The 23892-nt window shown below is 63.8% G+C and carries 24 protein-coding genes; 7 read left to right on the top strand and 17 right to left on the bottom strand.

The window, feature by feature from the left end; all coding sequences use genetic code 11:
- Positions 1-93: 93 nt before the first annotated feature.
- Genes ACY8GK_RS08480 through ACY8GK_RS08505 form a run of 6 tightly spaced genes read left to right on the top strand, consistent with a single transcriptional unit; the run spans position 94 to position 6160 of the window.
- Positions 94-3012 (top strand): monovalent cation/H+ antiporter subunit A, encoded by a 2919-nt coding sequence (locus ACY8GK_RS08480; RefSeq protein ID WP_196179998.1) that lies wholly within the window; start codon positions 94-96, stop codon positions 3010-3012.
- Positions 3012-3356, top strand: coding sequence for a Na+/H+ antiporter subunit C (locus tag ACY8GK_RS08485; RefSeq protein WP_196180000.1), 345 nt, complete (start codon positions 3012-3014; stop codon positions 3354-3356). Before ACY8GK_RS08480 ends, ACY8GK_RS08485 begins: the two co-directional genes overlap by 1 nt.
- Positions 3353-5038 carry a monovalent cation/H+ antiporter subunit D gene (locus ACY8GK_RS08490; RefSeq protein ID WP_462402822.1) on the top strand — a complete coding sequence of 562 codons (1686 nt, stop codon included), beginning with the start codon at positions 3353-3355 and terminating at the stop codon, positions 5036-5038. Before ACY8GK_RS08485 ends, ACY8GK_RS08490 begins: the two co-directional genes overlap by 4 nt.
- Positions 5035-5523, top strand: a complete 489-nt coding sequence (locus ACY8GK_RS08495; RefSeq protein WP_196180004.1) for a Na+/H+ antiporter subunit E — start codon at positions 5035-5037, stop codon at positions 5521-5523. Before ACY8GK_RS08490 ends, ACY8GK_RS08495 begins: the two co-directional genes overlap by 4 nt.
- Positions 5520-5798 (top strand): K+/H+ antiporter subunit F, encoded by a 279-nt coding sequence (locus ACY8GK_RS08500; protein WP_196180007.1) that lies wholly within the window; start codon positions 5520-5522, stop codon positions 5796-5798. The genes ACY8GK_RS08495 and ACY8GK_RS08500 overlap by 4 nt, the downstream gene beginning before the upstream one ends.
- The gene (locus ACY8GK_RS08505; RefSeq protein WP_196180008.1) at positions 5795-6160 is read left to right on the top strand and encodes a Na+/H+ antiporter subunit G; all 366 of its coding nucleotides are present in this window, start codon (positions 5795-5797) and stop codon (positions 6158-6160) included. Before ACY8GK_RS08500 ends, ACY8GK_RS08505 begins: the two co-directional genes overlap by 4 nt.
- A gap of 18 nt (positions 6161-6178) precedes the next feature.
- Here the strand turns inward: ACY8GK_RS08505 and ACY8GK_RS08510 are convergent, their stop codons facing one another.
- From ACY8GK_RS08510 to ACY8GK_RS08575, 14 genes are all read right to left on the bottom strand, one after another.
- On the bottom strand, positions 6179-6394 hold the full coding sequence (locus ACY8GK_RS08510) for a hypothetical protein (RefSeq protein WP_196180009.1): 216 nt from the start codon (positions 6392-6394) through the stop codon (positions 6179-6181).
- Between the two features lie 2 nt (positions 6395-6396).
- A complete protein-coding gene (locus ACY8GK_RS08515) occupies positions 6397-6867 on the bottom strand; it encodes a hypothetical protein (RefSeq protein WP_196180010.1) in 471 nt (156 codons plus the stop codon).
- A 455-nt stretch (positions 6868-7322) separates the two neighbouring features.
- Complete coding sequence (locus tag ACY8GK_RS08520; protein WP_196180011.1) at positions 7323-7727, bottom strand: TraR/DksA C4-type zinc finger protein; 405 nt, start codon at positions 7725-7727, stop codon at positions 7323-7325.
- Positions 7728-7983: 256 nt separating this feature from the next.
- A complete protein-coding gene (locus ACY8GK_RS08525) occupies positions 7984-9645 on the bottom strand; it encodes a hybrid sensor histidine kinase/response regulator (protein ID WP_462402823.1) in 1662 nt (553 codons plus the stop codon).
- A complete protein-coding gene (gene ercA, locus ACY8GK_RS08530) occupies positions 9629-10780 on the bottom strand; it encodes an alcohol dehydrogenase-like regulatory protein ErcA (RefSeq protein WP_230376092.1) in 1152 nt (383 codons plus the stop codon). The genes ACY8GK_RS08525 and ercA overlap by 17 nt, the downstream gene beginning before the upstream one ends.
- A gap of 123 nt (positions 10781-10903) precedes the next feature.
- A complete protein-coding gene (gene pqqA, locus ACY8GK_RS08535; protein ID WP_196180194.1) occupies positions 10904-10975 on the bottom strand; it encodes a pyrroloquinoline quinone precursor peptide PqqA in 72 nt (23 codons plus the stop codon).
- Between the two features lie 145 nt (positions 10976-11120).
- The gene (locus ACY8GK_RS08540) at positions 11121-11894 is read right to left on the bottom strand and encodes an enoyl-CoA hydratase (RefSeq protein WP_196180014.1); all 774 of its coding nucleotides are present in this window, start codon (positions 11892-11894) and stop codon (positions 11121-11123) included.
- 13 nt (positions 11895-11907) lie between these two features.
- Positions 11908-13035, bottom strand: coding sequence for an acyl-CoA dehydrogenase (locus ACY8GK_RS08545; RefSeq protein ID WP_196180015.1), 1128 nt, complete (start codon positions 13033-13035; stop codon positions 11908-11910).
- A 10-nt stretch (positions 13036-13045) separates the two neighbouring features.
- Positions 13046-14239, bottom strand: coding sequence for an acetyl-CoA C-acyltransferase (locus ACY8GK_RS08550; RefSeq protein WP_196180016.1), 1194 nt, complete (start codon positions 14237-14239; stop codon positions 13046-13048).
- A 17-nt stretch (positions 14240-14256) separates the two neighbouring features.
- Positions 14257-15024: an SDR family NAD(P)-dependent oxidoreductase gene (locus tag ACY8GK_RS08555; protein ID WP_196180018.1), complete on the bottom strand. Its 768-nt coding sequence runs from the start codon at positions 15022-15024 to the stop codon at positions 14257-14259.
- 110 nt (positions 15025-15134) lie between these two features.
- On the bottom strand, positions 15135-16433 hold the full coding sequence (locus ACY8GK_RS08560; protein ID WP_462402824.1) for an NEL-type E3 ubiquitin ligase domain-containing protein: 1299 nt from the start codon (positions 16431-16433) through the stop codon (positions 15135-15137).
- A gap of 11 nt (positions 16434-16444) precedes the next feature.
- Entirely contained in the window at positions 16445-19621 is a 3177-nt protein-coding gene (locus ACY8GK_RS08565) for a dermonecrotic toxin domain-containing protein (protein ID WP_462402825.1), read from the bottom strand.
- Between the two features lie 72 nt (positions 19622-19693).
- Positions 19694-20722 (bottom strand): AraC family transcriptional regulator, encoded by a 1029-nt coding sequence (locus ACY8GK_RS08570; protein ID WP_196180022.1) that lies wholly within the window; start codon positions 20720-20722, stop codon positions 19694-19696.
- 54 nt (positions 20723-20776) lie between these two features.
- Positions 20777-21334 carry an NADPH-dependent FMN reductase gene (locus ACY8GK_RS08575; protein ID WP_196180024.1) on the bottom strand — a complete coding sequence of 186 codons (558 nt, stop codon included), beginning with the start codon at positions 21332-21334 and terminating at the stop codon, positions 20777-20779.
- A 156-nt stretch (positions 21335-21490) separates the two neighbouring features.
- On the opposite strand from ACY8GK_RS08575, the gene ACY8GK_RS08580 reads away from it, so the two are divergent.
- Positions 21491-21709 carry a hypothetical protein gene (locus ACY8GK_RS08580; RefSeq protein WP_196180026.1) on the top strand — a complete coding sequence of 73 codons (219 nt, stop codon included), beginning with the start codon at positions 21491-21493 and terminating at the stop codon, positions 21707-21709.
- A gap of 74 nt (positions 21710-21783) precedes the next feature.
- On the opposite strand, the gene dnaQ is transcribed toward ACY8GK_RS08580, so the two are convergent.
- Genes dnaQ through ACY8GK_RS08595 form a run of 3 tightly spaced genes read right to left on the bottom strand, consistent with a single transcriptional unit; the run spans position 21784 to position 23815 of the window.
- Positions 21784-22515, bottom strand: a complete 732-nt coding sequence (gene dnaQ / locus ACY8GK_RS08585; RefSeq protein ID WP_268947996.1) for a DNA polymerase III subunit epsilon — start codon at positions 22513-22515, stop codon at positions 21784-21786.
- 45 nt (positions 22516-22560) lie between these two features.
- Positions 22561-23019, bottom strand: coding sequence for a ribonuclease HI (gene rnhA / locus ACY8GK_RS08590; RefSeq protein WP_196180030.1), 459 nt, complete (start codon positions 23017-23019; stop codon positions 22561-22563).
- Between the two features lie 37 nt (positions 23020-23056).
- Positions 23057-23815, bottom strand: coding sequence for a methyltransferase domain-containing protein (locus ACY8GK_RS08595; RefSeq protein ID WP_462402826.1), 759 nt, complete (start codon positions 23813-23815; stop codon positions 23057-23059).
- Positions 23816-23892 lie beyond the last annotated feature (77 nt).

Raw genomic sequence — 23892 nt, forward strand, 5'->3', positions numbered from 1 at the left:
GTACCTGTTTGCATGGCTCCGGGACAGCTTGCGTGTTGGTGATCATCCGCGCCACACGTATGATCTTTGGCAAACTCCAGCAGATAGAACGCTATGTCATTGATAGTGCTATTGCTTCTGCCCTTCGTGGGCAGTTGCCTGGCGGCTGTCCTGCCGCACAACGCGCGCAATACCGAATCCCTGCTGGCCGGGCTCGTGGCCTTGGCCGCGACGGTGCATGTCGCGCTTCTCTATCCTCAGGTCGTGCACGGCGGGGTGATTCGCGAGGAGATCCTCTGGTTGCCCAGCCTGGGTTTGAACCTGGTGCTGCGCATGGACGGGTTCGCCTGGCTGTTCTCCCTGCTGGTACTGGGCATCGGTGCGCTGGTCTCGCTCTATGCCCGCTACTACATGTCGCCGCAGGACCCGGTGCCGCGCTTCTTCGCCTTCTTCCTGGCCTTCATGGGCGCGATGCTCGGCGTGGTGGTTTCCGGGAACCTGGTGCAAATGGTGTTCTTCTGGGAGCTGACCAGCCTGTTCTCGTTCCTGCTGATCGGCTACTGGCATCACCGTAGCGATGCCCGCAGGGGCGCCTACATGGCCTTGATGGTGACCGGAGCCGGCGGCCTGTGCCTGCTCGTGGGGGTCCTGCTGCTGGGGCACGTGGTCGGCAGCTACGACCTGGACAAGGTACTGGTCGCTGGCGAACGGATCCGCGACCATGCGCTCTATCCCGTCCTGCTGCCGTTGATACTGCTTGGCGCGCTGACCAAGAGCGCACAGTTTCCCTTCCAGTTCTGGCTACCCCATGCCATGGCCGCGCCGACGCCCGTTTCGGCCTACCTGCATTCGGCGACCATGGTCAAGGCCGGCGTGTTCCTGATGGCGCGCTTGTGGCCAGCGCTCTCGGGTACCGAAGAATGGTTCTGGATCGTCGGTGGCGCGGGCGCATGCACCCTGTTGCTAGGCGCCTTCGCGGCGATGTTCCAGAACGACCTGAAGGGGCTGCTGGCCTACTCCACCATCAGTCACCTGGGGCTGATCACGCTGCTGTTGGGCTTGAACAGCCCGCTGGCCGCCGTCGCCGCGGTCTTCCACATCCTCAACCATGCCACCTTCAAGGCCTCGCTGTTCATGGCGGCAGGCATCATCGACCATGAAAGCGGCACGCGTGACATCCGCCGCCTCAGCGGCCTGTTCCGCCTGCTGCCGTTCACGGCGACGCTGGCCATGGTCGCCAGCGCCTCGATGGCTGGGGTCCCGCTGATGAACGGCTTCCTGTCCAAGGAGATGTTCTTTGCCGAGACCGTATTCATCAGCGCCAGCGCCTGGATCGAAATCATGTTGCCCGTGATCGCCACGCTCGCCGGTCTGTTCAGCGTGGCCTATGCGCTGCGCTTCACGGTGGACGTGTTCTTCGGGCCACCCCCCCAGGACTTGCCGCACCAGCCCCATGAGCCACCGCGCTGGATGCGTGCCCCCGTCGAGCTGCTGGTGCTGACCTGCCTGGTAGTCGGCATCTTTCCCGCGCAGTCGGTAGGCGCACTGCTGGCCGCAGCAGCGCTGCCGGTGGTGGGCGGCACCCTGCCGGAATACAGCCTGGCCATCTGGCACGGCTGGAACGCACCAATGGTCATGAGCCTGATCGCCATGAGCGGCGGACTGGTGCTTTACCTGGTGTTGCGCAAGCAGATGCGCCGTGGTCGCTTCACCTATCCGCCACTGATCGAGCGCTTCAACGGCAAGCGGTTGTTCGAACGCGGCCAGGTGCACCTGATGCTGCTGGCCAGGCATTTCGAGAGCCGCTTGAGCACGCGTCGCCTGCAGATGCAGTTGTTCATGCTGGTGCTGGTCGCGTTCCTGGCCGGCTTGCTGCCCCTGCTGCAAGGCGGCCTGAGCTGGGGGGATCGACCGAAGATCCCAGGCTCGGCAGTCTTCGTCACCCTCTGGCTGATAGCCATTGCCTGTGCGATCGGCGCAGCCTGGCAGGCCAAGTACCACCGACTGGCCGCGTTGATCATGGTCAGTGTCTGCGGCCTGATGACCTGCATCACCTTCGTCTGGTTCTCGGCACCGGATCTGGCCCTGACCCAGCTGGTCGTCGAAGTGGTGACCACGGTGCTGATCCTGCTTGGCCTGCGCTGGCTGCCGCGACGCCTGGAAGCTGTCGCTCCGTCGCCGCCCCGCGCGCTCGACCGAGCCAGGCTGCGACGCCTGCGCGACTTGCTGCTGGCGATCCTGGTAGGCGGCGGCATGGCCTTGATGTCATATGCCATGCTGACTCGTCCCACGCCAAACGACATCTCCTCGTTCTACCTCAGCCGTGCCTTGCCGCAAGGCGGCGGTACCAACGTGGTCAACGTGATGCTGGTGGATTTCCGCGGTTTCGATACCCTTGGCGAGATTACCGTGCTGGTGGCTGTAGCCCTGACCGTGTTCGCGCTGCTGCGTCGCTTCCGTCCGCCGAAGGAAAGCATGCAGTTGCCAGCGCAGCAGCGACGCCTGGCACCGGACGTGGTCACCGACCTGATCAACCCGCGCCATGCGACCGATACGGCGTTGGGCTTCATGATGGTACCGGCGGCATTGGTACGCCTGTTGCTGCCCATTGCCCTGCTGGTGTCGATGTACCTGTTCATGCGCGGGCACAACCAGCCGGGCGGCGGCTTCGTCGCCGGCCTGGTGATGTCGGTGGCCTTCATCCTGCAGTACATGGTCGCCGGCACCCAATGGGTCGAGGCGCAGATGAGCCTGCGCCCGCTACGCTGGATGGGGACCGGGCTGCTCTGCGCGGTGCTCACCGGAATCGGCGCGATGTGCCTGGGCTATCCCTTCCTGACCACTCATACCGCGCACCTGCAACTGCCTGTGCTTGGCGACCTGCACGTAGCCAGCGCGCTGTTGTTCGATGTCGGCGTGTATACGGTGGTGGTCGGCTCGACCCTACTCATCCTGACCGCGCTTGCGCACCAGTCGGTGCGCGCCTACCGTCCCGGCAATCCCTCCAGAACCAGTCAAGCAGGAGCGAGCTGATGGAAGAAGTGATCGCAGTCGCCATCGGAGTGCTGGCCGCCTCAGGCGTCTGGCTCGTCCTGCGCCCCCGGACCTATCAGGTCATCATGGGCTTGTGTCTGCTCACCTACGGGGTGAACTTGTTCATCTTCAGCATGGGCAGCCTGTTCATTGGCAAGGAGCCGATCATCAAGGAGGGCGTTCCCCAGGACTTGCTGCACTACACCGATCCGCTGCCACAGGCGCTGGTACTGACGGCCATCGTCATCAGCTTCGCCATGACGGCGCTGTTCCTGGTGGTCCTGCTCGCTTCCCGGGGCCTGACCGGCACTGACCACGTCGACGGCCGGGAGCGTGAAGAGTGAGCCTGGTGAACCAGTTGATCATCGTACCCATCCTGCTGCCCCTGCTGACGGCGGCGCTGTTGCTGCTGCTTGGCGAGAAGCGTCGACCGCTCAAGGCAAGGATCAACCTGCTGTCGACCTTGCTCGGGCTGGCAGTGGCCATGACCCTGTTGTTCTGGGTACGCAGCCACGGCCAGGCCGAGTCGATCGGCGTCTACTTGCCCGGCAACTGGCCCGCGCCGTTCGGCATCGTGCTGGTGGTAGACCATCTCAGTGCCATGATGCTGACACTGACCAGCGTGATGGGTGCCTGCGCCCTGGTCTTCGCACGGGCCCGCTGGGATGCCGCCGGGGCCAGTTTTCACGCCTTGTTCCAAATTCAGCTGATGGGCTTGTACGGCGCCTTCCTGACCGCGGACCTGTTCAACCTGTTCGTGTTCTTCGAAGTGCTTCTGGCAGCCTCCTACGGCCTGCTGCTGCATGGCTCGGGTCGCGCCCGGGTAAAGGCGGGGCTGCACTACATCGCGATCAACCTGTTCGCTTCTTCGCTGTTTCTGGTGGGCGCGGCGATGCTCTACGGCGTCACCGGAACCCTGAACATGGCCGACCTGTCGCTGAAGATCCCCCTGGTTCCCGAAGCGGACCGTGGCCTGCTGCACGCAGGTGCGGCAATCCTGGCCACCGCGTTCCTGGTGAAGGCCGGCATCTGGCCGCTGAATTTCTGGCTCGTGCCTGCCTATGCCTCGGCCAGCGCCCCCGTGGCGGCGCTGTTCGCCATCATGACCAAGGTCGGCCTGTACGCCATCCTGCGACTCTGGACATTGCTGTTCTCTGGCCAAGCTGGCGCCTCGGCCTTGTTTGGCGGCCATTGGCTGGTCTATGGCGGACTGGCCACGCTCGCCGTGGCGGCCGTGTCGATCCTGGCCGCCCAGCGCCTGGAGCGCATGGCCGCGTTGAGCATCCTGGTGACGGCCGGGACCATCCTGGCCTCGATCGGGTTCGGTCAAGCGGTATTGACCGGAAGTGCCCTGTTCTACTTGGTCAGCTCGACGCTCGCCTGCTGCGCGCTCTTCCTGCTGGCAGAACTGATCGAGCGCTCGCGCTCGGCCAACGAGTTGCCGCTCGACGAAGAGGAAGAGGAAGAGGCGATCCCGCCGCCACTCGAATCGCTGCATCCCCCCAAGGGAATCAATCTCGACGACGAACAGAAGGCCGTGATTGGCCAGATCATCCCCTGGACCATGGCCTTCCTGGGCTTGAGCTTCATCGCGTGCGCCCTGCTGATCATCGGCATGCCGCCGCTTTCAGGCTTTCTCGGCAAGCTTGGCCTGATCAGCGCATTGTTCAATCCTTCAGGACTGGGCGCCGGCTCGCAGCAGCCACTCGCCGCGCCTGGCTGGGGCCTGGTGATCCTGCTGGTGCTGTCCGGCATGGCCTCGCTGATCGCCTTTGGTCGAGTGGGCATCCAGCGGTTCTGGAAACCCGAGGAGACCCCGTCCCCTGCACTGCGTCGCTATGAGTGCCTACCAATCGTGGTCCTGCTTGGCCTGAGCGTGCTCGTCAGTGTCAAGGCCGAGCCGCTGTTGCGCTATACGCAGGACACCGCGGCCGAACTGCAGGCACCGGAAAACTATGTGAGGGCCGTCATGTCGACGCGCCCCGTGCCCGGTCCTACCTCGTTCGATGTGCAGGTACAGCCATGAAGCGCCTCTTCCCTGCCCCATTGCTCTCGATCGCCCTGCTCGGCGTATGGCTGCTGCTCAACCTTTCGCTCAGCCCGGGACAGATCCTGCTTGGCTCGGCCCTGGCGGTGCTGGGCCCGCTGCTGCTGGCCCCGCTGCGACCGCAACAAGCCAAGGTGAAGCGCCCGCTGGTGATTCTGCGACTGCTCGGCCGGGTCGGCATCGACGTGGTGATGTCCAACCTGCAGGTCGCCCGAGGCGTGTTGCGGGCGCGACGACGGCCACCGCGCTCGGCGTTCGTGCACATCCCCTTGTGTCTACGCGATGCGCATGGGCTTGCGGCGCTCTCGATGATCACCACCGTGGTACCTGGCACCGTCTGGTCGGAACTGGCCCTGGACCGCAGCGTGCTGCTGTTGCACATTTTCGACCTGACCGACGAAGAGGCTTTCATCGATCACTTCAAGCGTACCTACGAACGCCCGCTCATGGAGATATTCGAATGACCGGCCTGTTAGTCAACGCCGTCCTCGCCAGCCTGTTCATCCTGGCCATCGCCATGGCCCTGGCGCTGGTCAGGCTGTTTCGCGGCCCCTCCGCACAGGACCGGGTACTGGCCCTGGACTACCTGTACATCCTGGCCATGCTGATGATGCTGGTCCTGGGCATCCGCTATGCCAGCGACACCTACTTCGAGGGCGCCTTGCTGATCGCCCTGTTCGGATTCGTCGGCTCCTTCGCGCTGGCCAAGTTCCTCCTGCGCGGTGAGGTGATCGAATGAACGAAACGGTCATCCTGCCATTCTGGCTGGAGCTGGTGGCGGCCATGCTCCTGCTCGTGGGCAGCGTGTTCGCCTTCATCGGGGCGCTGGGGCTCGTTCGGCTGAAGGATTATTTCCAGCGCATGCATCCGCCCGCACTGGCCTCGACCATTGGTGCCTGGTGCATAGCGCTGGCATCGATCTTCTACTTTTCCGGACTCAAGCATGGGCCTGTGCTGCACGCCTGGCTGATACCCGTCCTGCTCTCGATGACGGTGCCGGTCACGACCTTGCTGCTGGCTCGGGCAGCCCTGTTCCGCAAGCGCGCCGCAGGCGAGGACGTCCCAGAGGAAGTCAGCGACGGGAATGACAGCGGCAATTGAAGCCCCGCCACCGCAGGCTCATGTCAGGGCCAGGCGCTGCAACTCGCGTCTGACCATGGCGGCATACTCGGCCCGCTCCAGACAGTAGAGCTGCCCGGCTACCCAACCGAGCCAGGCGCCCTGCATGACCTCGCGTTCGGCCAGAAGCTTCTTGGCCAAGTCGGTGGCCCGGGCCAGGTGCGCGGCATGGAACCTGGCCCGGTCATGGGTTCTTCCCGTCGACGCAGGGCGCACCCTCACTCGCTGGCCTTGAAGGTGGTCAGTTCGCCCTTGCGCCATTTGGCCACCTTGCCGGTCACCGCCTTGAGCGTCTTGCCCAGCCCTTCGCGCAACTGCTCGTGGGCAGCGAAGACCAGCATCGCGGCATTGCCTTCGCGGAACACTATACCGTCTCCCTCGGGCACGGAAACGAAGGCGTAGTCACCCAGACCATAAATACTGAACTTGATGTCACGAAAACGGATTTCGAGCTTGCCACCTTCACGGCTGGGCAACACTGCCGCACGGAAATGGTCACCGACCTTCAGCTCGAGCCGTTGCTTGTCGTCAACGACCAGCGCGCTTTCGGTGTCGATCTCCGCCATGTACAGCCCATCAGGGCTCTGCTCGGTGACATAGACATACCGCCCTTGAAACTGCTTGACCAACTTGGCCCGCAAGTCACCCAGGGCGAACAATGCGTGGGTATCCAGAGTACTGACTGCCAATGAACAATTCCTCAAATCGATTACATCCCGCTACCACGCCGGCCGCCGGTCGTACGAAGGCAACGGTACTTCATGTCGAAGACTAATGAGCTGATATACAAGACGTCTGTGCAGCAGGGCAATGACATGCGCATGAAACGTTGCTCATGCTTGTAGGCCCGAACGCCAGCCAGGCGTTTGACAGACTTCTTCGAGGGAAGTCGCCAGTTTCAACATAAAAATGCTTGGGCCGGTGCGGCGAAACGGACCGGCCTCGACCTGAAACGAAACCACCATATCCGTGCCCGTGCCACAGCGAGTGGAATATGCACGAAAACAGTGAAAGCCGTCGAGCGATAAGACGCGCTCACCGAGGGATACGGGCCGGCGTCTGCCCTAGAATCCGATCCCCGGGATGCCGGGTCTCGATAAGGCACAAGCCCCGCGGATCGCTCCGCGGGGCTTGTGCCTGTCCATCAGATTTGCCGCTGATGGCGATCGAGTTGCTCGTGACGCTCTTGAGCCTCGATGCAGTACTTGGTGATCGGGCTGATCAACAGGCGTTGCAGTCCAATCGGCTCGCCGCTGTCATCGCACCAGCCAAAGCTTTCGTCGGCGATGCGCCCAAGCGCCATCTCCAGCTGGGGCAACAGCCGCTGATCGCGCTCGATGGCATTGACCAGCCAATGGCGCTCCTCTTCGACCGAAGCCACATCCGCCGGATCCGAGGGCGTGTCCAGGCTCTCGATGGTGCTGCGACTCTGCTCGATGCGCTCCTGGGTTTCGACTTTCATCGACTGCAGCAACTCGGTGAAGAACGCGAGCTGCTCTGCGTTCATGTAGTCATCGGCCGGCATGGCCAGCAACTGTTCCTTGGTCATCGATTTCTCTATGAAAATACGTGCATTTAGGCATTTCGGATGCCGCCGGGGGCCTTGCCCCGCCAGCAGAATTCGTCGAGCACCGCTCGGTACTCTTTACAGGGGGCGGCAGTCTAAGATGCCGCGTCGTGCTGGGCAACAGAAATGACGGTGGTTCGGCTGAAACAGCCGGATTGCATCGACCACCCCGATCGGGCGGCGGGATCTGCATTTCTCATACGGTCGCTTCCTACTATGCCGGATCATTCCCGGCCTGTCAGCCCAGCAGCTGGCTCAAGACCGCGCGCAGCTTGCCAGGCTTGACTGGTTTGTTGAGCAGAGGTGTCTTCAAGCGCTGCATGGCCCGCCGCCCTTGCTCGCTGCGGTCGGCCGTGATCATCACGGCAGGAATGGCGCAGGCGAAATGGGCGCGCAGGTCACGTAACACGTCGCATCCAGTCGTGCCATGATCCAGATGGAAATCTGCCAGCACCAGCTCCGGCGCATGGCCCGCGAGCACGTGTAGCGACTCGGCGAAGTCCGAGGCCGTGAGCACTTCGCATCCCCATTGTGCCAAGAGCGCTGCCATGCTCTGACGGATGCTCAGCTCGTTATCCAGCACCAGCAGACGCCGGCCTGGCAGCGGATCGCCGATGCTGACCTGCGGCACTGGACTGGCAGCCACCGGCAGTTCTGGGCAAAGCGGCACATCGATGCTGAACACCGAGCCGCGGCCCGGCCAGGAGCGCACTCGCACCTGGCACTGCAGAATGCGCGCGATGCGCTCGACTATCGCCAGACCGAGGCCGACCCCCTTGCGATCGGCGGCCCTGCCGACATCCAGCTGGTTGAATTCCAGGAATATCGACTCCAGGCGATCGGCAGCGATACCGCGCCCACTGTCCCACACTTCGATACGCAGTTGCTCGCCACGCTGTCGCCAACCCAGCAGCACGCTACCGCGCTCGGTGTAGCGACAGGCATTGCTGAGGAAATTGCGCAGGATGCGCGTGAGCAGTCGCAGGTCGGTGCGCACCACTCGCTGGCCGCCGCGTACGCGCAGGCCGAGCCCGGCCTCTTCGGCCACTGGCTGGAACTCGGACTCGAGCGGACGCAAGATGTCATCCAGACGATAGGCATCGAGATCCGGCCTGATACTGGCTTGGTCCAGGCGAGAAATGTCGAGCAGGTCGGTGAGCAGGTCCTCGGCGCCCTCCAGCGCCTTGTGGGCACGCTCGACCAGCAATTGCTCGGCCTCGCCCAGCATTCGTTCGCGCAGGGTCGAGATCAGCAGGCGCGCTGCGTTGAGTGGCTGCAGAAGGTCATGACTCGCCGCTGCCAGGTACTTGTCCTTGCTGCGATTGGCGGATTCGGCGGCGTCGCGCGCCTCGATGAGCTCGTTGGTGCGCTCGGCAACCCTACGCTCCAGCTCGTCATTGAGCTGCTGCAAACGCGCCTGGGTCTGCTTGCGCTCGGTGATGTCCGCCACGAAACCCTCGACCACCCCGTCCTCGTCCGGGCGCAGCAGCAGGTTCATCAGCACATCGATGCTGCTGCCGTCACGTCTGCGCAGTCGCGTCTCGTAGCCGAGCAAGGCATGCTTGCGCTGCAACACTTCGACGATCGCCGACAACTCCTCGGCGCCACCTTCGAACAGTTCACTGGCCAGCCTCTGCGTGGAGAACATCACCGCTTGCGGATCGGCATGCCCCAGCATGCGCGCCAGGGCCGGGTTGGCCGCGCGCATGCCGTTTTCCAGGCTGGCCTGGAAGATGCCATGCACGGCATGTTCGAACAACCACTTGTATCGGTTGCGTTCGGCCTCGAGTTCTTCCAGGCGGGCAGCCAGTTCAGGATAGTGGCTCTTGCGCACCGTGTGGTTGGACAGCCCGAGCAGACCGGCCAGCGCATCGGCTCCAGACTCAGAGAGCCTCGCCATAGACCACCTCGACATCTCGCTGGCAGGAGTTGCGCGGATTGGTGAGGATGCAAGGATCGTTCATGGCATGTCGCGAGAGGAACGGGATGTCGCTGCTGCCGATACCGTGCAGGGCCAAGGTCTCGCGGAAGCCCACGGCATGCTTGAGGGCAATCAGATGCTCGACCAGGCGCCGGCGAACCTGCTCATGACCCAGACCGCGACAGTCGATGCCCAGAGTCTGGGCGATGACTTTGAAGCGCTCGGGCGCGGCACTGTAGTTGAAGGCGACCACATGCTCTATCAGTACCGCGTTGCACAGGCCGTGCGGAAGATCGAGGAACCCGCCCAAGCTGTGCGACATGGCGTGTACCGCCCCGAGTATCGCATTGGAAAACGCCAGCCCCGCCTGCATGCTGCCAAGCATGATCTTTTCACGTACGGCGATATCCTGCGGGTTGGCGATCATTTCCACCAGATGACCATTGATCAGGCGCATGGCTTCCAGGGCGTGCGGATCGGTCAGTGGGCCGTGACCGGTAGAGACAAACGCCTCGATCGCATGCACCAGCGCATCGATGCCGGTACAGGCTGAAAGGAACGGGTCCATGCTTAGCGTGGTTTCCGGGTCGATCAGCGACACGTCAGGCACGACAGCCTTGCTGACGATGGAGAATTTCATGCGCTCGCGCTGGTTGGACAGAATGACGAACTGCGAGACGTCCGCCGAGGTGCCGGCCGTGGTCGGAATGAGGATCAATGGCGGGCTGGGCACCCGGATAGTATCGACGCCTTCGAATTCCAGAATGTGCCGGCCATGGGCGGCGACTATGCCGATACCCTTGGCGCAGTCCATCGGGCTGCCGCCCCCCACCGCGACTATCACATCGCATTGCTCGCTGCGATAGCGCTCGGCACCGACCATGACCTCCTCGACACGCGGATTCGGTGATACTGCGGTATGCAGGCAGTAGTCGATACCCTGCGCCTGCAGGCTGGACTCGATGTCGCCGACCCAGCCGGCGGCCACGACACCAGGGTCGCTGACCAGCAGCACCTTGCGGGCACCGAAGGTACGGGCATAGTTGGCGACGTGGTGCCGGCAACCGGCACCGAAGATGATTTCAGGCGAGACGAACTTGCGCAATTGGCTCATGGCGGACTCGTGCAACACTGTTGTTCTTGTAGTGAGTCCAGCCTAAATCATCCTGAAGGCTTTGCAATGCGACGATGGCAAGGAGGACAACGTCGACCGCGTGAAAGGCCGACGTTGGCGCATTCAGCGGTTGGCGAAGTACAAGGTGACTTCGAAACCGATACGCAGGTCAGTGAACGCGGGTTTCTTCCACATGGCGCTTGCTCCTGTAGACCGCAGGATCGCGGCGTACCCATTGTTACACCTTGTCGATCGCCACTTCACTGCTACTTGAGTACCGGTTCCCTGGCATGCCCTTGCGCCGCGTCAAGGCGCGGCGCAAGGGTCGACGGGACGGAGTTCAACGGTTGCCAAAGCGGGCTTCGCGCTTGGCCACGAAGGCGGCCATGCCTTCCTTCTGGTCTTCGGTGGCGAACGCTGCATGGAATACCCGCCGCTCGAAGCGCACCCCTTCGCTGAGGGAAACCTCGAAGGCACGGTTGACGCTTTCCTTGATCATCATGCTCACCGGCAGCGACTTGCCGGCGATCACCTTGGCTGTTTCGAGCGCCTGCTCGAGCAGTTGGGCCTGCGGTATCACGCGCGCCACCAAGCCAGCCCGCTCGGCTTCTTCGGCATCCATGAGCCGCCCGGTGAGGCACAGTTCCATGGCCTTGGCCTTGCCTACCGCGCGGGTCAGGCGCTGGGTACCGCCCATTCCCGGCAGTACCCCGAGGTTGATCTCCGGCTGGCCGAACCTGGCATTGTCGGCAGCCAGAATGAAATCGCACATCATCGCCAGTTCGCAGCCACCGCCCAAGGCAAAACCGGCAACCGCAGCGATGATCGGCTTGCGCCGGCCGGCCACCCGGTCAGCATCGCTGAACAGATCGTCGAGGTAGATCTGCGGATACTCCAGCTCGGCCATTTCCTTGATATCGGCGCCTGCGGCGAACGCCTTCGGCGAACCGGTGAGCACCACGCAGCCGATCTGCGGATCGCGCTCGAGCTGGTCGAGCGCCTGGTTGAGCTCGGCCACGACTTGGGCGTTCAAGGCATTAAGCGCCGCCGGCCGGTTGAGGGTGATGAGACCGACCTTGTCATGGATGTCCAAGAGGATGGTTTCGAAAGCCATGCAGATTGCTCCTTCACAGATTGCGCGCAATGACCATGCGCTGGATATCGCTGGTGCCTTCGTAGATCTGGCAGACCCGCACGTCCCGATAGATCCGCGCCAGCGGGAAATCCTCGAGATAGCCATAGCCGCCAAGCGTCTGCAAGGCATCGGAGCACACTTTCTCGGCCATTTCCGAAGCGAACAGCTTGGCCATCGAGGCCTCGACCAGGGCCGGGCGCCCGGCATCGCGCAAGGCTGCGGCATGCAGCACCATCTGCCGGGCGACGGCGATGCGGGTCGCCATGTCGGCCAGACGGAAGGCGACTGCCTGGTGTTCCAGCAGCGGCTTGCCGAAGCTCTGTCGATCGCGCGCATAGTCGCGTGCCGCCTCGAAGGCGGCGCGCGCCATGCCGACGGCTTGCGCCGCGATGCCGATACGCCCGCCCTCCAGGTTGGCCAAGGCGATCCGATAGCCCTCGCCCTCCTCGCCCAGGCGATTGGCCAGCGGCACACGCACGCCATCGAAGATCAAGTGGCAGGTGTCCGAGGCATGCTGTCCCAGTTTTTCTTCCACCCGGGCCACCTGATAACCCGGCGTGTCGGTGGGCACGATGAAAGCGGAGATGCCGCGCTTGCCGGCGCTTGCATCGGTCACCGCGAACACGATCACCACCCCGGCGTTCTGTCCCGAGGTGATGAACTGCTTGCTGCCCTCGAGCACATAATGATCGCCTTCACGCCGCGCCCGGGTCTTCAGGCTGCTGGCATCGGAGCCGGCATGCGGCTCGGTCAAGGCGAAGGCGCCGATCATCGCGCCGCTGGCCAGCGGTACCAGGAACGCCTGTTTCTGTTCCTGCGAGCCATACTTGAGGATCGGCACGCAGCCGACCGAGTTGTGGACGCTCATGATGGTCGAGCAGGCGCCGTCGCCAGCCGCCACTTCCTCCACCGCCATGGCATAGGCCACGTAACCGGTGTCGCTGCCGCCCCACTGCTCCGGGACCAGCATGCCGAACAGGCCCAGCGCGGCCATCTCGTCGATGGCTTCGCGTGGAAACCGATGCGCGCGATCCCAGCCTTCGGCGAAGGGCTTTAGACGTTCCTGGGCAAATGCCCGCACGGCGTCGACGATCTGTTGTTGTTCTTCGGTCAGCAACATGGGCATCCCCTCAATGAAGGCATTCGATTGCCATGGCCGTGGCTTCGCCGCCCCCGATGCAGATGGCAGCCACGCCACGGCGCAGGTTGTTCTGGCGCAAGGCCGACAGCAGGGTCACCAGGATCCGCGCGCCCGAGGCGCCGATCGGGTGCCCCAGCGCGCAGGCGCCACCGTGGATATTGACCTTCTCGGCCGGCAGGCCCAGGCGTTTCATGGCGACCAGGGCGACCACCGCGAAGGCTTCGTTGATTTCGAACAGGTCCACCTGGTCGAGCTGCCAGCCGGTACGCTCGAGCAACCTGCCGATGGCACCGACCGGGGCTGTGGGAAACAGCGCCGGTGCGTCGGCGAAGCTGGCGTGACCGTGGATGATCGCCAGCGGACGCAGGCCCAAGTGCTCGGCATGCGAACGGCGCATCAGCATCAGTGCCGCGGCCCCGTCGGAGATTGAGCTGGCATTGGCAGCTGTCACCGTGCCCCCTTCGCGGAAGGCTGGGCGCAGGTGCGCGATCTTGTCCAGCCGAGCCTTGGGCGGTTGCTCGTCGTCGCGCACCAGCCGCTTGTGCTTGCCGTCGCTGACCTCCAGCGGCACGATTTCCGTAGCGAAGCTGCCCTTGGCGATCGCGGCCTGGGCCCGGGTCAGCGACGCGATGGCGAATGCGTCCTGCTGCTGGCGATCGATACCGTTGGCCTGGGCACAGTCCTCGGCGAAGGTACCCATCAAGCGGCCCTTGTCGTAGGCATCCTCGAGGCCGTCGAGGAACATGTGGTCGATGAGGCGCCCATGCCCCATGCGATAGCCGCCACGCGCCTTCTCCAGCAGGTACGGGGCATTGCTCATGCTTTCCATGCCACCGGCCACCACCACCTCGGCGCTGCCGGCCAGCAGCAGGTCATGGCCGAGCATCGCCGCCTGCATTCCCGAACCGCACATCTTGTTCAGCGTGGTGCAGCTGACATGCACATCCAGCCCTGCTCCCAGCGCTGCCTGTCGAGCCGGCGCCTGGCCCTGTCCGGCCGGGAGCACGCAACCGAGCAGTACCTGCTCGACGCGGTTGGCATCCAGGCCCGCGCGCTCGACCACGGCCCGGATGGCAGCGGCGCCCAGTTCGGGTGCCGCCAGGCTTGCAAGATCGCCCTGAAGGCCACCCATGGGCGTGCGCGCCATGCTGACGATGACGATCGGATCGCTGTTCTGGCTCATGTACATTCGTCCTCCGGTTAGCGGGCGGTCATGCGCAAGGCGCCGTCGAGACGGATCACTTCGCCGTTGAGCATGCTGTTCTCGATGATGTGCCGAACCAGCGCGGCATATTCATCCGGGCGGCCCAGGCGCGGGGGGAAAGGTACGTCGGCGGCCAGGGAATCGCGCACGTCCTGCGCCATGCCGGCCATCATCGGCGTCTCGAATACCCCCGGCGCGATGGTCATGACTCGTATGCCATGGCGTGCCAGCTCCCGAGCGGCGGGCAGGGTGAGACTGGCGATGGCGCCCTTGGACGCGGCATAGGCGGCCTGACCGACCTGGCCGTCGTAGGCGGCGATCGAGGCGGTATTGATGATCACGCCGCGCTCTGCGTCCTGCCCCGGCGACCCTTCGGCCATGGCTCGGGCGGCCAGGCGCAGCATGTTGAAGCTGCCAATCAGGTTCACCCCGATGACCCGGCTGAAGCTGTCCAGCCGGTGGGGCCCTTGCTTGCCGAGGATCTTCTGCGCGGTGACGATGCCGGCACAGTTGACCAGGCCCTGAAGGCTGCCGAACGCCGTCATGGCCGCATCGACGGCCGCCGACGCGGCGTGCTCGTCACAGATATCGGCGACCGCGAAACATGCCTGCTCGCCAAGCTCGCCGGCCTTGCGCGCCACCGCTTCGGCATCCAGATCGACCAGCATGACCTTGGCGCCCGCATCCACCAGCATTCGGGCGGTGGCGGCCCCTAGCCCGGAAGCGGCGCCGCTTATGATGAAGTGACGGTGTTGGATGTGCATGCAACAGGCTCCGGCGGCTGACACGATGCCTGATGTTCGCGCCAGCCTCGCCGGGAAACAATGGCCAAATCCGTCAATCCGCGTGACCGGTTTGGCCTGCCTGCATGCCTTCAGGCCGGATCGTCTCGCATCAATGCCTCCTCGGTGATCTGCTGGAACAAGGCATCGAGCGTCACGTCGCGCTCGCGTACCAGCAGTTGCCAACGTTCCTGGTATTGCTCGCTGGTCAAGCTATCGGCGAGTTCTTCGAGCTGCGAGCCACGCTCGGCGAACTCCGCGCGGATTGCGTTGAAAGTCGCCGTGTAGCGCTCTTCGACGTAGCGCCTCCAGAAATCGCGCTGACTCAGGTTTCGTGCCAGCTCTGGGCTGTTCTCGGCAGCCCGGACCGTGGCCAGGGCATTTTGCAACTGCGCTTCGCTGACTTGGGCGATCTGTTCGAACAGCATGTTGGCCGGCTGTCCTGGCAGCTCCAGCTGCTGGGTCAGACGAATGCGATAGGCCAGGCTCACCTCGATTTCGTCGACGCCACGCCCGGCCCGGACCCGCTCGGCGATATCGGCACGCGCGAACTGCTCAAGCCGATCGAGGCGGAACAGTCGCCGTCCCAATGCCAGCAGTTCGCGCTCGCGTTGCGGGCCCTGCGCGCGTTGCGCCTCGAAGACCATGACCTGGATGCGCAGCTGGCTGAACCTGTCGGCGACACAGTCGGCACAGGTGCGTGGCTCGTTGGCCCGCTCGAAGAGATCCTCGCGGATCTGCGCATTGGCATCGAGCGTTTCGAGCATTTGCCACACCTGGGCCTGCAAGGTCTCGCGGGCACGCTGATAGTCCGCCGAATTGCCCAGTTCACCGAGCAGCGCGAAAAAGCCCTCGCTATTGGGCAAGGCGCTCAGGCGTTCCCACAGCGCTGTCCGTTGGAGCCGCTGCGCGTCTGGCAGTATGTCGGTCCACAGTGCTCGCGTGGCGGTCACATCGGCGACCTGGCTCCACTCCGGCAGCTCGGCCTCGGGATCAGGCGCGGCCAGACGCTGCATGCTCCGGCTGGACAAGGGATTGCCATCGAGCGTGAAGATGCCTCGATAGACCCAGGGCATCTGGAACAACGTCGCAGGCACGGAGGAAATCTGGTTGTGACGCAGGTCCACGCGCTCGAGTTCGGTACACGGTTCCAGCCCCGTCGGCCACTCGCGCAACAGGCACTGGTTGAGCAGCACCACGCGCAGCCGCGTGCGGGCGGTGAACGGTAGGCTCAACGTCACCAGCGGGTTGAAGCCCAGATCCAGATGCTGCATCTCAAGCAGGGCAGCCAGCACGTCCGCGCCATCCCTGGAAACACGGATGAGGTTGTCAGCCAGGCGCAGCACTCGCAGGTTTCGAACATGGATCAGGCCGAACGGTACGTCCTGCAAACGGTTGCCCGTCAGATCCAGTCACGCAGGCCGGTGAAGCAGCGAAGAAACGCCTCAGGCACCTGTTCCAGGTTCGAGCCGGAGAGCACCAGATGGCTGACATGAGAGAAATCACTGTGCGGCGGCAGCAGCGGCAGGTTATTGACCGGACAATCGCTCAGGTCCAGAAGCATGCCTTCGACCTGGCCATCTTCAGCGAAAACCGTAGGCCCTTGCAGGCGCCAGGAGCGACGAAGCTCGGTGGCGACGCGATAGCGAAGGGATCGTCGCGCCAGGTGGCGCTCGCTACGAACCCATTGGGTCAAGGTTCGATCCAGGCGGAAGTAATTCTGCTCCTGGTCGAGCAGGATGTCGAAAGCCGAGCCAGGCGCCCGAAGTAGAATCTCCAGGTAATCGTTGACCTGCTGGTCGCTGAACCCCCAATAGAGATGGCGCACGCGCTCGCGCAATATCTGCCGGGCCAGCCGGCGTCCACTGCCACGCCCGCTAAGTGGGTAACCGACGCGACCATCGGGCAGGCGTTGCCCCGGATTGAACCAGCGCTGCTGCTCCAGCCGCCAGCCCAGAAGACGCAGGACATCGTCGACTTCGCCCGGGAGGACACCGATGAGCAGTTGGCGCAACGAACCGGCCGGCTCTTTGATGTCACAACCCAGTGCTACCTGCTCCTGTGGCGTGAGCAAGGCGACGAGCGCCTGGAAAATCGTCCCTGGCGCCTCGACATCCTGCTCCAGTTCTCGCCCGAGATGATCGTAGAGACGGAAACCGTCGGGCTTGTACACCATTACCGTCCTGCCGTCTTCGACGCCCTGGGGATCGAGGATGGTCAGCAGGCGGCCGCTTTCCGAACCTTGGCGAAGTTCCAGGTTGATATGCCGGGGCCAGCGCGGCAACCGACGCAGCAAGGCAATCACCAATTCGCCCGCCTCATCGCTGTAGGCATTGCTCAGGTAAAGTCCTTCCAATGCCCGATTGTAACGTGCCAGCTGCAACAGCGAGCGGGCCCTTATGGACCAGGTCAACGGCAAGCGGGCCTCGTTGCGCGCGGTCAGCCGTTCGGCAGCGGTGGCGTTTTCCAGTACAGTTTCGGCATATGCATCCGGCAGACCCGGGAAGTCCCGCCTGACCAGCGCAAGCAAGGGGTCGGCGCCTGGCTGCGAACGCGTCAGGTACTGGAACAGGCGCGGGCGTACCCAGGACATCTGGTCGAGCAAAGCGACTCGTAAGGGCTCGCCCTGCAAAGCAGCCAGCTCTGGTTGCTGCCGGCACCAGCCGATCACGTCCTCGTCGCCGACTTCTAGCCCGGCAGCCAGGTCACGGTACAGCCGATCGATCCGCTCGTCCGCGGCAAAGTGTTCCAGCGTGGCCTTCAAGTTGAACGGCACGGGCCGGTGCTCGACCAGCAAGCCCCGTAGCTCGAAGTGGTCCATGCGCGCGCTGCGCAGGATCTGCTCGACCCTGGCCGACTCCAGAGGCGGATCCTGCGGCCATAGCGTGTCGAGCATGCGCGCGCTGTCGTCCCACTCTAATGGTCGCTGGCTGCGCAAGCGCCAGGAACGCTCGCCATTGAACTCGACAAGTGGCTCATGCGCACCGTTGCCCTGCGGATGCCTCAGGCGCCAGGGCTCATCGGAGCGGGGCTGGTGGATCTGGTAAAACTGCCCGTCGATGCGCAGCCAGTGCCGCTGCCCGTCACTGAAGCGACCGTCGGGCTGCAGCGTCGCTTGCGCAGGATCGCTCCTGAATGCCGTCAGGTCGGCATGCGACAACAGGCGCCGGTCATCCTCCGTCACGACCGGCTCCAGCGCATCGACGAACGCGCTTCGGGCGAAGCCCCGGGCAACCAGGGTGATGCCTCCTGCGACGGCGGCTGTCACCGCCAGGGTCTCGGCGACCCCGAGCAGGTGCTCCAACGCTTCGTGCTGGTGCCCGCGGTGCCAGTGCGCGACTCCCTGGCAGGTCTCGGAAAGTACCTGGACCGCCAGGTGCCCCAGCAATAGCGCGCCAATTGCCGGAACGAACAGCCCGGCAAGATTGACCAGCCCCAGGCCAAGCGACTGCCAGCGCTCCAGCCTGGCCTGTGCGGCCGCCTTGTCGGCATTGGCAGTAGTGACCAGCAGCAAGGCGGCATCCTGCTTGGCACCTTGTATCTGTCGGGCAGCCATGAGCGCAAAGATGTCACCGTGCACCGTGGCGCCATCGAGCTCCAGGTCTACCTCGGGATCCTGCAGCCGATCACCCAGCAAGCCGAGAAACCCGGCGCGCTCCTCGAGGCTGACCAACTGGCTGAAGCGCCCGCGGTATTCATGGATCTTCAACTTTTCGGCCAGGGCCAAGCTCATCGCCTTCCAGCTCGCATGCCGGTGCAGCGCCTGGTGGGTATCGCTCGGCAGATACAGCACCACGCCCCGATCCAGGCCCTGCCCGTCGCGCAGCTGAATCACCAGTGCATCGGCAATGGTGCTGCCAAGCATCTTGAACAGCCCCGGATAGCCGACCAGCGGTTGCGTTGGCGTTGCTCGTGAAACATCGGTAATGGCCTGTATCGCCTGGTTGGCCTCGACATCAAGCTCGCCTTTTAGCGTGGCCAGCTCGGCACAAAGGCTCAGGCCAGCGCGCTTGTCCTGGGCGAGCAGGTCCTGCTTGCCGGCAGAGAAGAACCGTTCCAGCATGACCTGGTAACGCTGCCCCAGATCGAGCTCTCGGCAGCGCTCGACCAGACGGTCGACATTGCCGGAGAACACGACGTCCGAACCCTTGCGCACCAGACCGGTGCCTTCATAGTAGGTCGCGCCTGCATGAAAGTTCTGCATCAGGCGCAGCAGCCCGGGCTGACGCACCAGGTTCACCTCGTCCGTGGGCAGGCCGATTCCCGGGGACACGTTGAAGCGTCGACGAACTTCCAGCCATTCCAGTTCATTTACGCGAGTGTCGCCAGGCAGCAGGTCGGCCAGGGCCTTGGCGAACTCCTGTTCGGCGAACCGATCCAGCGGTACAAGCCCGGCCATGGCCTGCTCGAGCCGGTCATGTGCCTGCCGATGGGCGGCGAAGCAATCACGGACGCGGTTGATCTGGTCTGGCGCGGCCTGGCGCAACCATTCGGGCAAGTGCGCGCCGATGAACTCGTCGGTAGCGTGATCGATCCTGACCTGGGTGTCAGGCTTGTCTGAGGCGGTTTGGATAGGCATTGCGAAGCTCTCTGGAAGCAATGGAGCTGCCACCATCGACGAGCCAGCATGCTTCTGGCAGAGGGAAATCTCTCAGCCCAGCGGCTTCGCACTGTCGCAATGGATGAGTGTCCGATACTGCCCCGGATTGCAGCCGAACCACTTGCGAAATGCCTTGTAGAACGAGCTGGCGTCCGCGAATCCGAGCCGCTCGGCCAGCTCTGCCATACCTGCTGGCGCCTCGCTGAGCCAGGCGACCGCCAGCTGACGCCGAACGCTGTCCTTGAGGCCTTGGTAGGACGTGCCCTCCTCGGCCAGCCGGCGTCGCAACGTGGAGACGGAAAGACAGAACCTGTCCGCCAGCTGCCGTGCATCGGGCCAGTCGCCAGGCTCCAGGGACGCCAGGTGCTTGCGGATGCGCCTGCCAAAGCTGGTCGGGTCGCGGTACTTGACCAGGATGTTCCCGGGTGCGCGCGCCAGGAACGCCTGCAGTTCCGGCAAGGTACGGCGGATACCGGCCTGCAGGCCATCACCGGGAATGATCATCCTGGTGGATGGACGTCCAAAATGCAGGTTTTCGGAAAACATCACCCGGTAATCTTCGCAATACACAGGCTCGGCACAGCGCAACTCGACCGCCAGGATGGGAATTCGTCGTCCGGCCAGCCAGCAGATCACGCCATGGATGATCATCCACAGCGTAAAATAGGCGAAGGCCCGCCTGGGCTCCTGGCAAGGCTCGTCGATGACGATTTCGGCCAGGCCCTGGCGGCGAACCAGGCCAGGCCGCAAGTCCTGAAGCATCAGCGAGAGGAAGGCCAGCGCCGTCTCGATCCCCGCCCCCAGGGTCGGCTGCGCCATGCTCGCTCGGCACAGAAACGCCAGGCTGCCGCTGCGCAAGCCGCGCGGATCCATGGCGAAGAACTCATCATCGCAACGCTGCGCCAACAGGCGCCACAATCTTGCATAGGACTCGGCCGCCACGCGTGCCTGCGGCCGGTCAAGCTGGGCCGGATCGATGCCGATGCCCTCCAGCAGCCCGGCTTCGAGCTGTCCCGAAGGGCAGGTCTGCAGCAAGGCTTCCCGAACCAGATGCATCGAGATGGTGTCTTTTTCGCTCATTCACGCCTACTGAAGAGGGTCGGACAGCCATGGCCCGACACGAACCCGGTGCAACTATGCGGGTTTGTTCAACGTTACCCAATCGGCAAACTTGTCGATGAAGGTCTGCAGGAACGGGCGAGTCTTGTCGTTGAGCTTGCCCGCCTCGTCGAACAGCGTGGCGGCGCCGCCAATGTAGGCCTCGGGCATTTGCATGCAGGGCACGTCAAGAAACACCAAGGTCTGACGCACATTATGGTTGGCGCCGAAGCCGCCGATGGCGCCTGGCGAGACACTGACCACCGCGCCCGGCTTGCCGTTCCAGGCGCTCTGGCCGTACGGTCGGGAACCTACGTCGATCGCGTTCTTCAGCGCGCCCGGCATGGTGCGGTTGTACTCGGGCGTGACGAACAGTACCGCGTCGCTGGCCTTGAGCTCGTTGCGAAATCGATTCCAGGCATCCGGTGGCGTGGCTTCGATGTCCTCGTTGTAGAGCTGCAGATCACCGATCTCGACAATCTTCAATTCCAGGCTGTCTGGCGCCAGCTCGGCAAGGGCGTGAGCGACCTTGCGATTGTAGGATTCCTTGCGCAAGCTGCCGACAATGACTGCGACCGAATGGACCTGGCTCATGATGTTTTCAACCTTCGCTGGCTTGAGGGAACGAGATAGTTATAGATGACCGCTGGCAAGGCTCGGAGTTTTTTTCCCGCGGGAGAAAACTTCCCGCGCAGCATGATGGTCTACCGCTTCGGAAATTCATCATTCTTTTCAGAGGTTGTACGCTAAATGGCAGCAGTACTGGTCGGCCAGTTTCACGCACGAGACGCCGAAGGCCGCATCTATCCGGTCCATGAATTCCAGGAGGCCACCCTCCAGGAGGATGGCAGCGCACCGTCTGCGCCCGTCACCACCTATCGCCTGGCCATTGGCGACCGTGTCAACCATCTGGGTGACGACCGCTTCGAACTTGCCCATAGCGGCATAGAGATCATTCGTATCCCTTGAGGACACGCAACCGTCGCTGACAGATCAACCCAGGGCACCAGCCTAGGCAGCCGCCTTGCCTGCCTCGCTCATGTTCAACCGACGGTCTGCCAGACAGCGGGGGCACCTGCGGCCTTGGCGATCGCCTCGAGCCGGGCAGCGTGGGCCTCGAGCTCCTCGGCATTGGCCATGATGACCTTCCCGGCCAGACGAGTGGCTGGCAGGCGACGGATTTCGCTGGCCTCGGTCTGCTGCCCGGCTTGCTCCCCCTCGTTCCCATGGCCGGCAAGCGACAGGCTGGTCTGCCCGCCAGTCATCGCCAGGTAGACGTCGGCCAGCAGCTCCGAGTCGAGCAATGCGCCGTGCAGTTCACGACCAGAGTTGTCGATGCCATAGCGCTTGCACAAGGCATCGAGGCTGTTGCGCTGCCCCGGATGGCGCGAGCGGGCCATCATCAGGGTATCGAGAATGCTGCAGTGACGCGAGATGTCGGCCCGGTCCTGCTGCCCGAGCAGGGCGAATTCGTTGTTGATGAAGCCAACGTCGAACGCCGCGTTGTGGATGATCAGCTGCGCGCCCTGGATGAACTCGAAGAACTCCTCGGCCACGTCGGCGAACCGCGGCTTGTCTATCAGGAACGCATCGGTGATACCGTGAACGCCGATGGCGCCTTCATCGCTTTCACGATCAGGTTGCAGGTAGACATGGAAATGCCGCCCGGTCAGGCGCCGGCCGATGATCTCCACGCAACCGATCTCGATGATCCTATGCCCATCGCTGACCGGCATACCGGTGGTTTCGGTATCGAGCACCACCGACCTGTTCAACTGCTGCTCCACCTGGTAGGTCTCCGTCGACTGCAAGGGACGGCATTATAGACCAGCGCGAAGCTGGGCGCGTACTTCATCGACGCCGCGATTGGCCAGCTGGTCGGCGCGCTCGTTGCCGGCATGGCCAATGTGTCCGCGCACCCATTTCCAGGTCACCTTGTGGCGCGCCACCTGCTCGTCGAGCAAGCGCCACAGGTCGGCATTCTTCACCGGTTCCTTGGAAGCGGTCTTCCAGCCGCGCTTCTTCCAGTTGGCCATCCATTCGTTGATGCCTTTCATCACGTACTGCGAATCCGTCACCAGCAGCACCTCGCATTCGCGCTTGAGCGCCAGCAGCCCCTGGATGGCGGCCATCAGCTCCATGCGATTGTTGGTGGTCACGGCTTCGCCGCCCCACAGCTCCTTCTCGACGCCCTTGTAGATCATCAGCACGCCCCAGCCACCAGGGCCGGGATTGCCCTTGCAGGCGCCATCGGTGTAGATCTCGATGCTATCGCTCATGTACCGCTCGTTCTCCTGGATCAGACGCTTGCGGTGGTCATGGCTCGCTCGGTCGACGGTTCACCTTGGCCAGTGGCAACGGCAGCAACTTGCCCATCGGTTCGCGGCGCTGCTGACGCAAGGGCCGCAGGCCGACCACCATCTTGCGCGCCACCAGCAGGTAGACCCCGCCGCCAGCACATTGCCAGCCACCGGCCATACGCTCCCAGCCAGCCAGACGCTGCTGCCAGGCCGGCGAGGCAAGCGGCGGACGATAACACCCGAAGCGGCGTTTCTCCAGCGCGAACCCCAGCAGGTTGAGCCAGTCGCTCACCTTGGAGGGGGCAATGCAGCGCGCCTGGCGCAAGGCGCCATGGCTGAACAGGTGGCGAGCGCCCCAGGCGCTGAACGGGTTGATGCCGATGATCAGCAAGTGCCCGCCGGGACGTACCGCACTGGCGGCTTCGCGCAGCAGGCCATGGGGCGACAGACTGAAATCCAGGCCATGCTGCAGCACCACCACGTCGGCGGCATGCTCGCCCAGCGGCCAGGCCTGCTCCTCGCAAACGATCTCCACCCCTGGCAGCGGTGCCCCCAGGCGCACGTTGCGCTGGACCTGCTCAGCGTCGGGAGGCGCTTCGGCACAAGGCCCGTAATGAACCAGAAAGCCACCGAAGTAGCGCCCCAGCTCCTGCTCGAGCAGCGCATGCTCCTCGCGTAGCATGAGCTGCCCCAGCGGCCCGGCGAACCAGTCACGGGCCAGCGAGATGAGTTCGATCCAGTCCGGATCGGCCTGGGCAAAAGCCTTGTCGGTCATTGCGCTCTCCCTTAAGCGTTTATCTGCCGGTGTCATCACGGCTAAGATGCCTGCATGTCCCGCCTGGCGAAACGGAT

This window comes from Pseudomonas sp. Marseille-QA0332 (genome assembly GCF_054950175.1).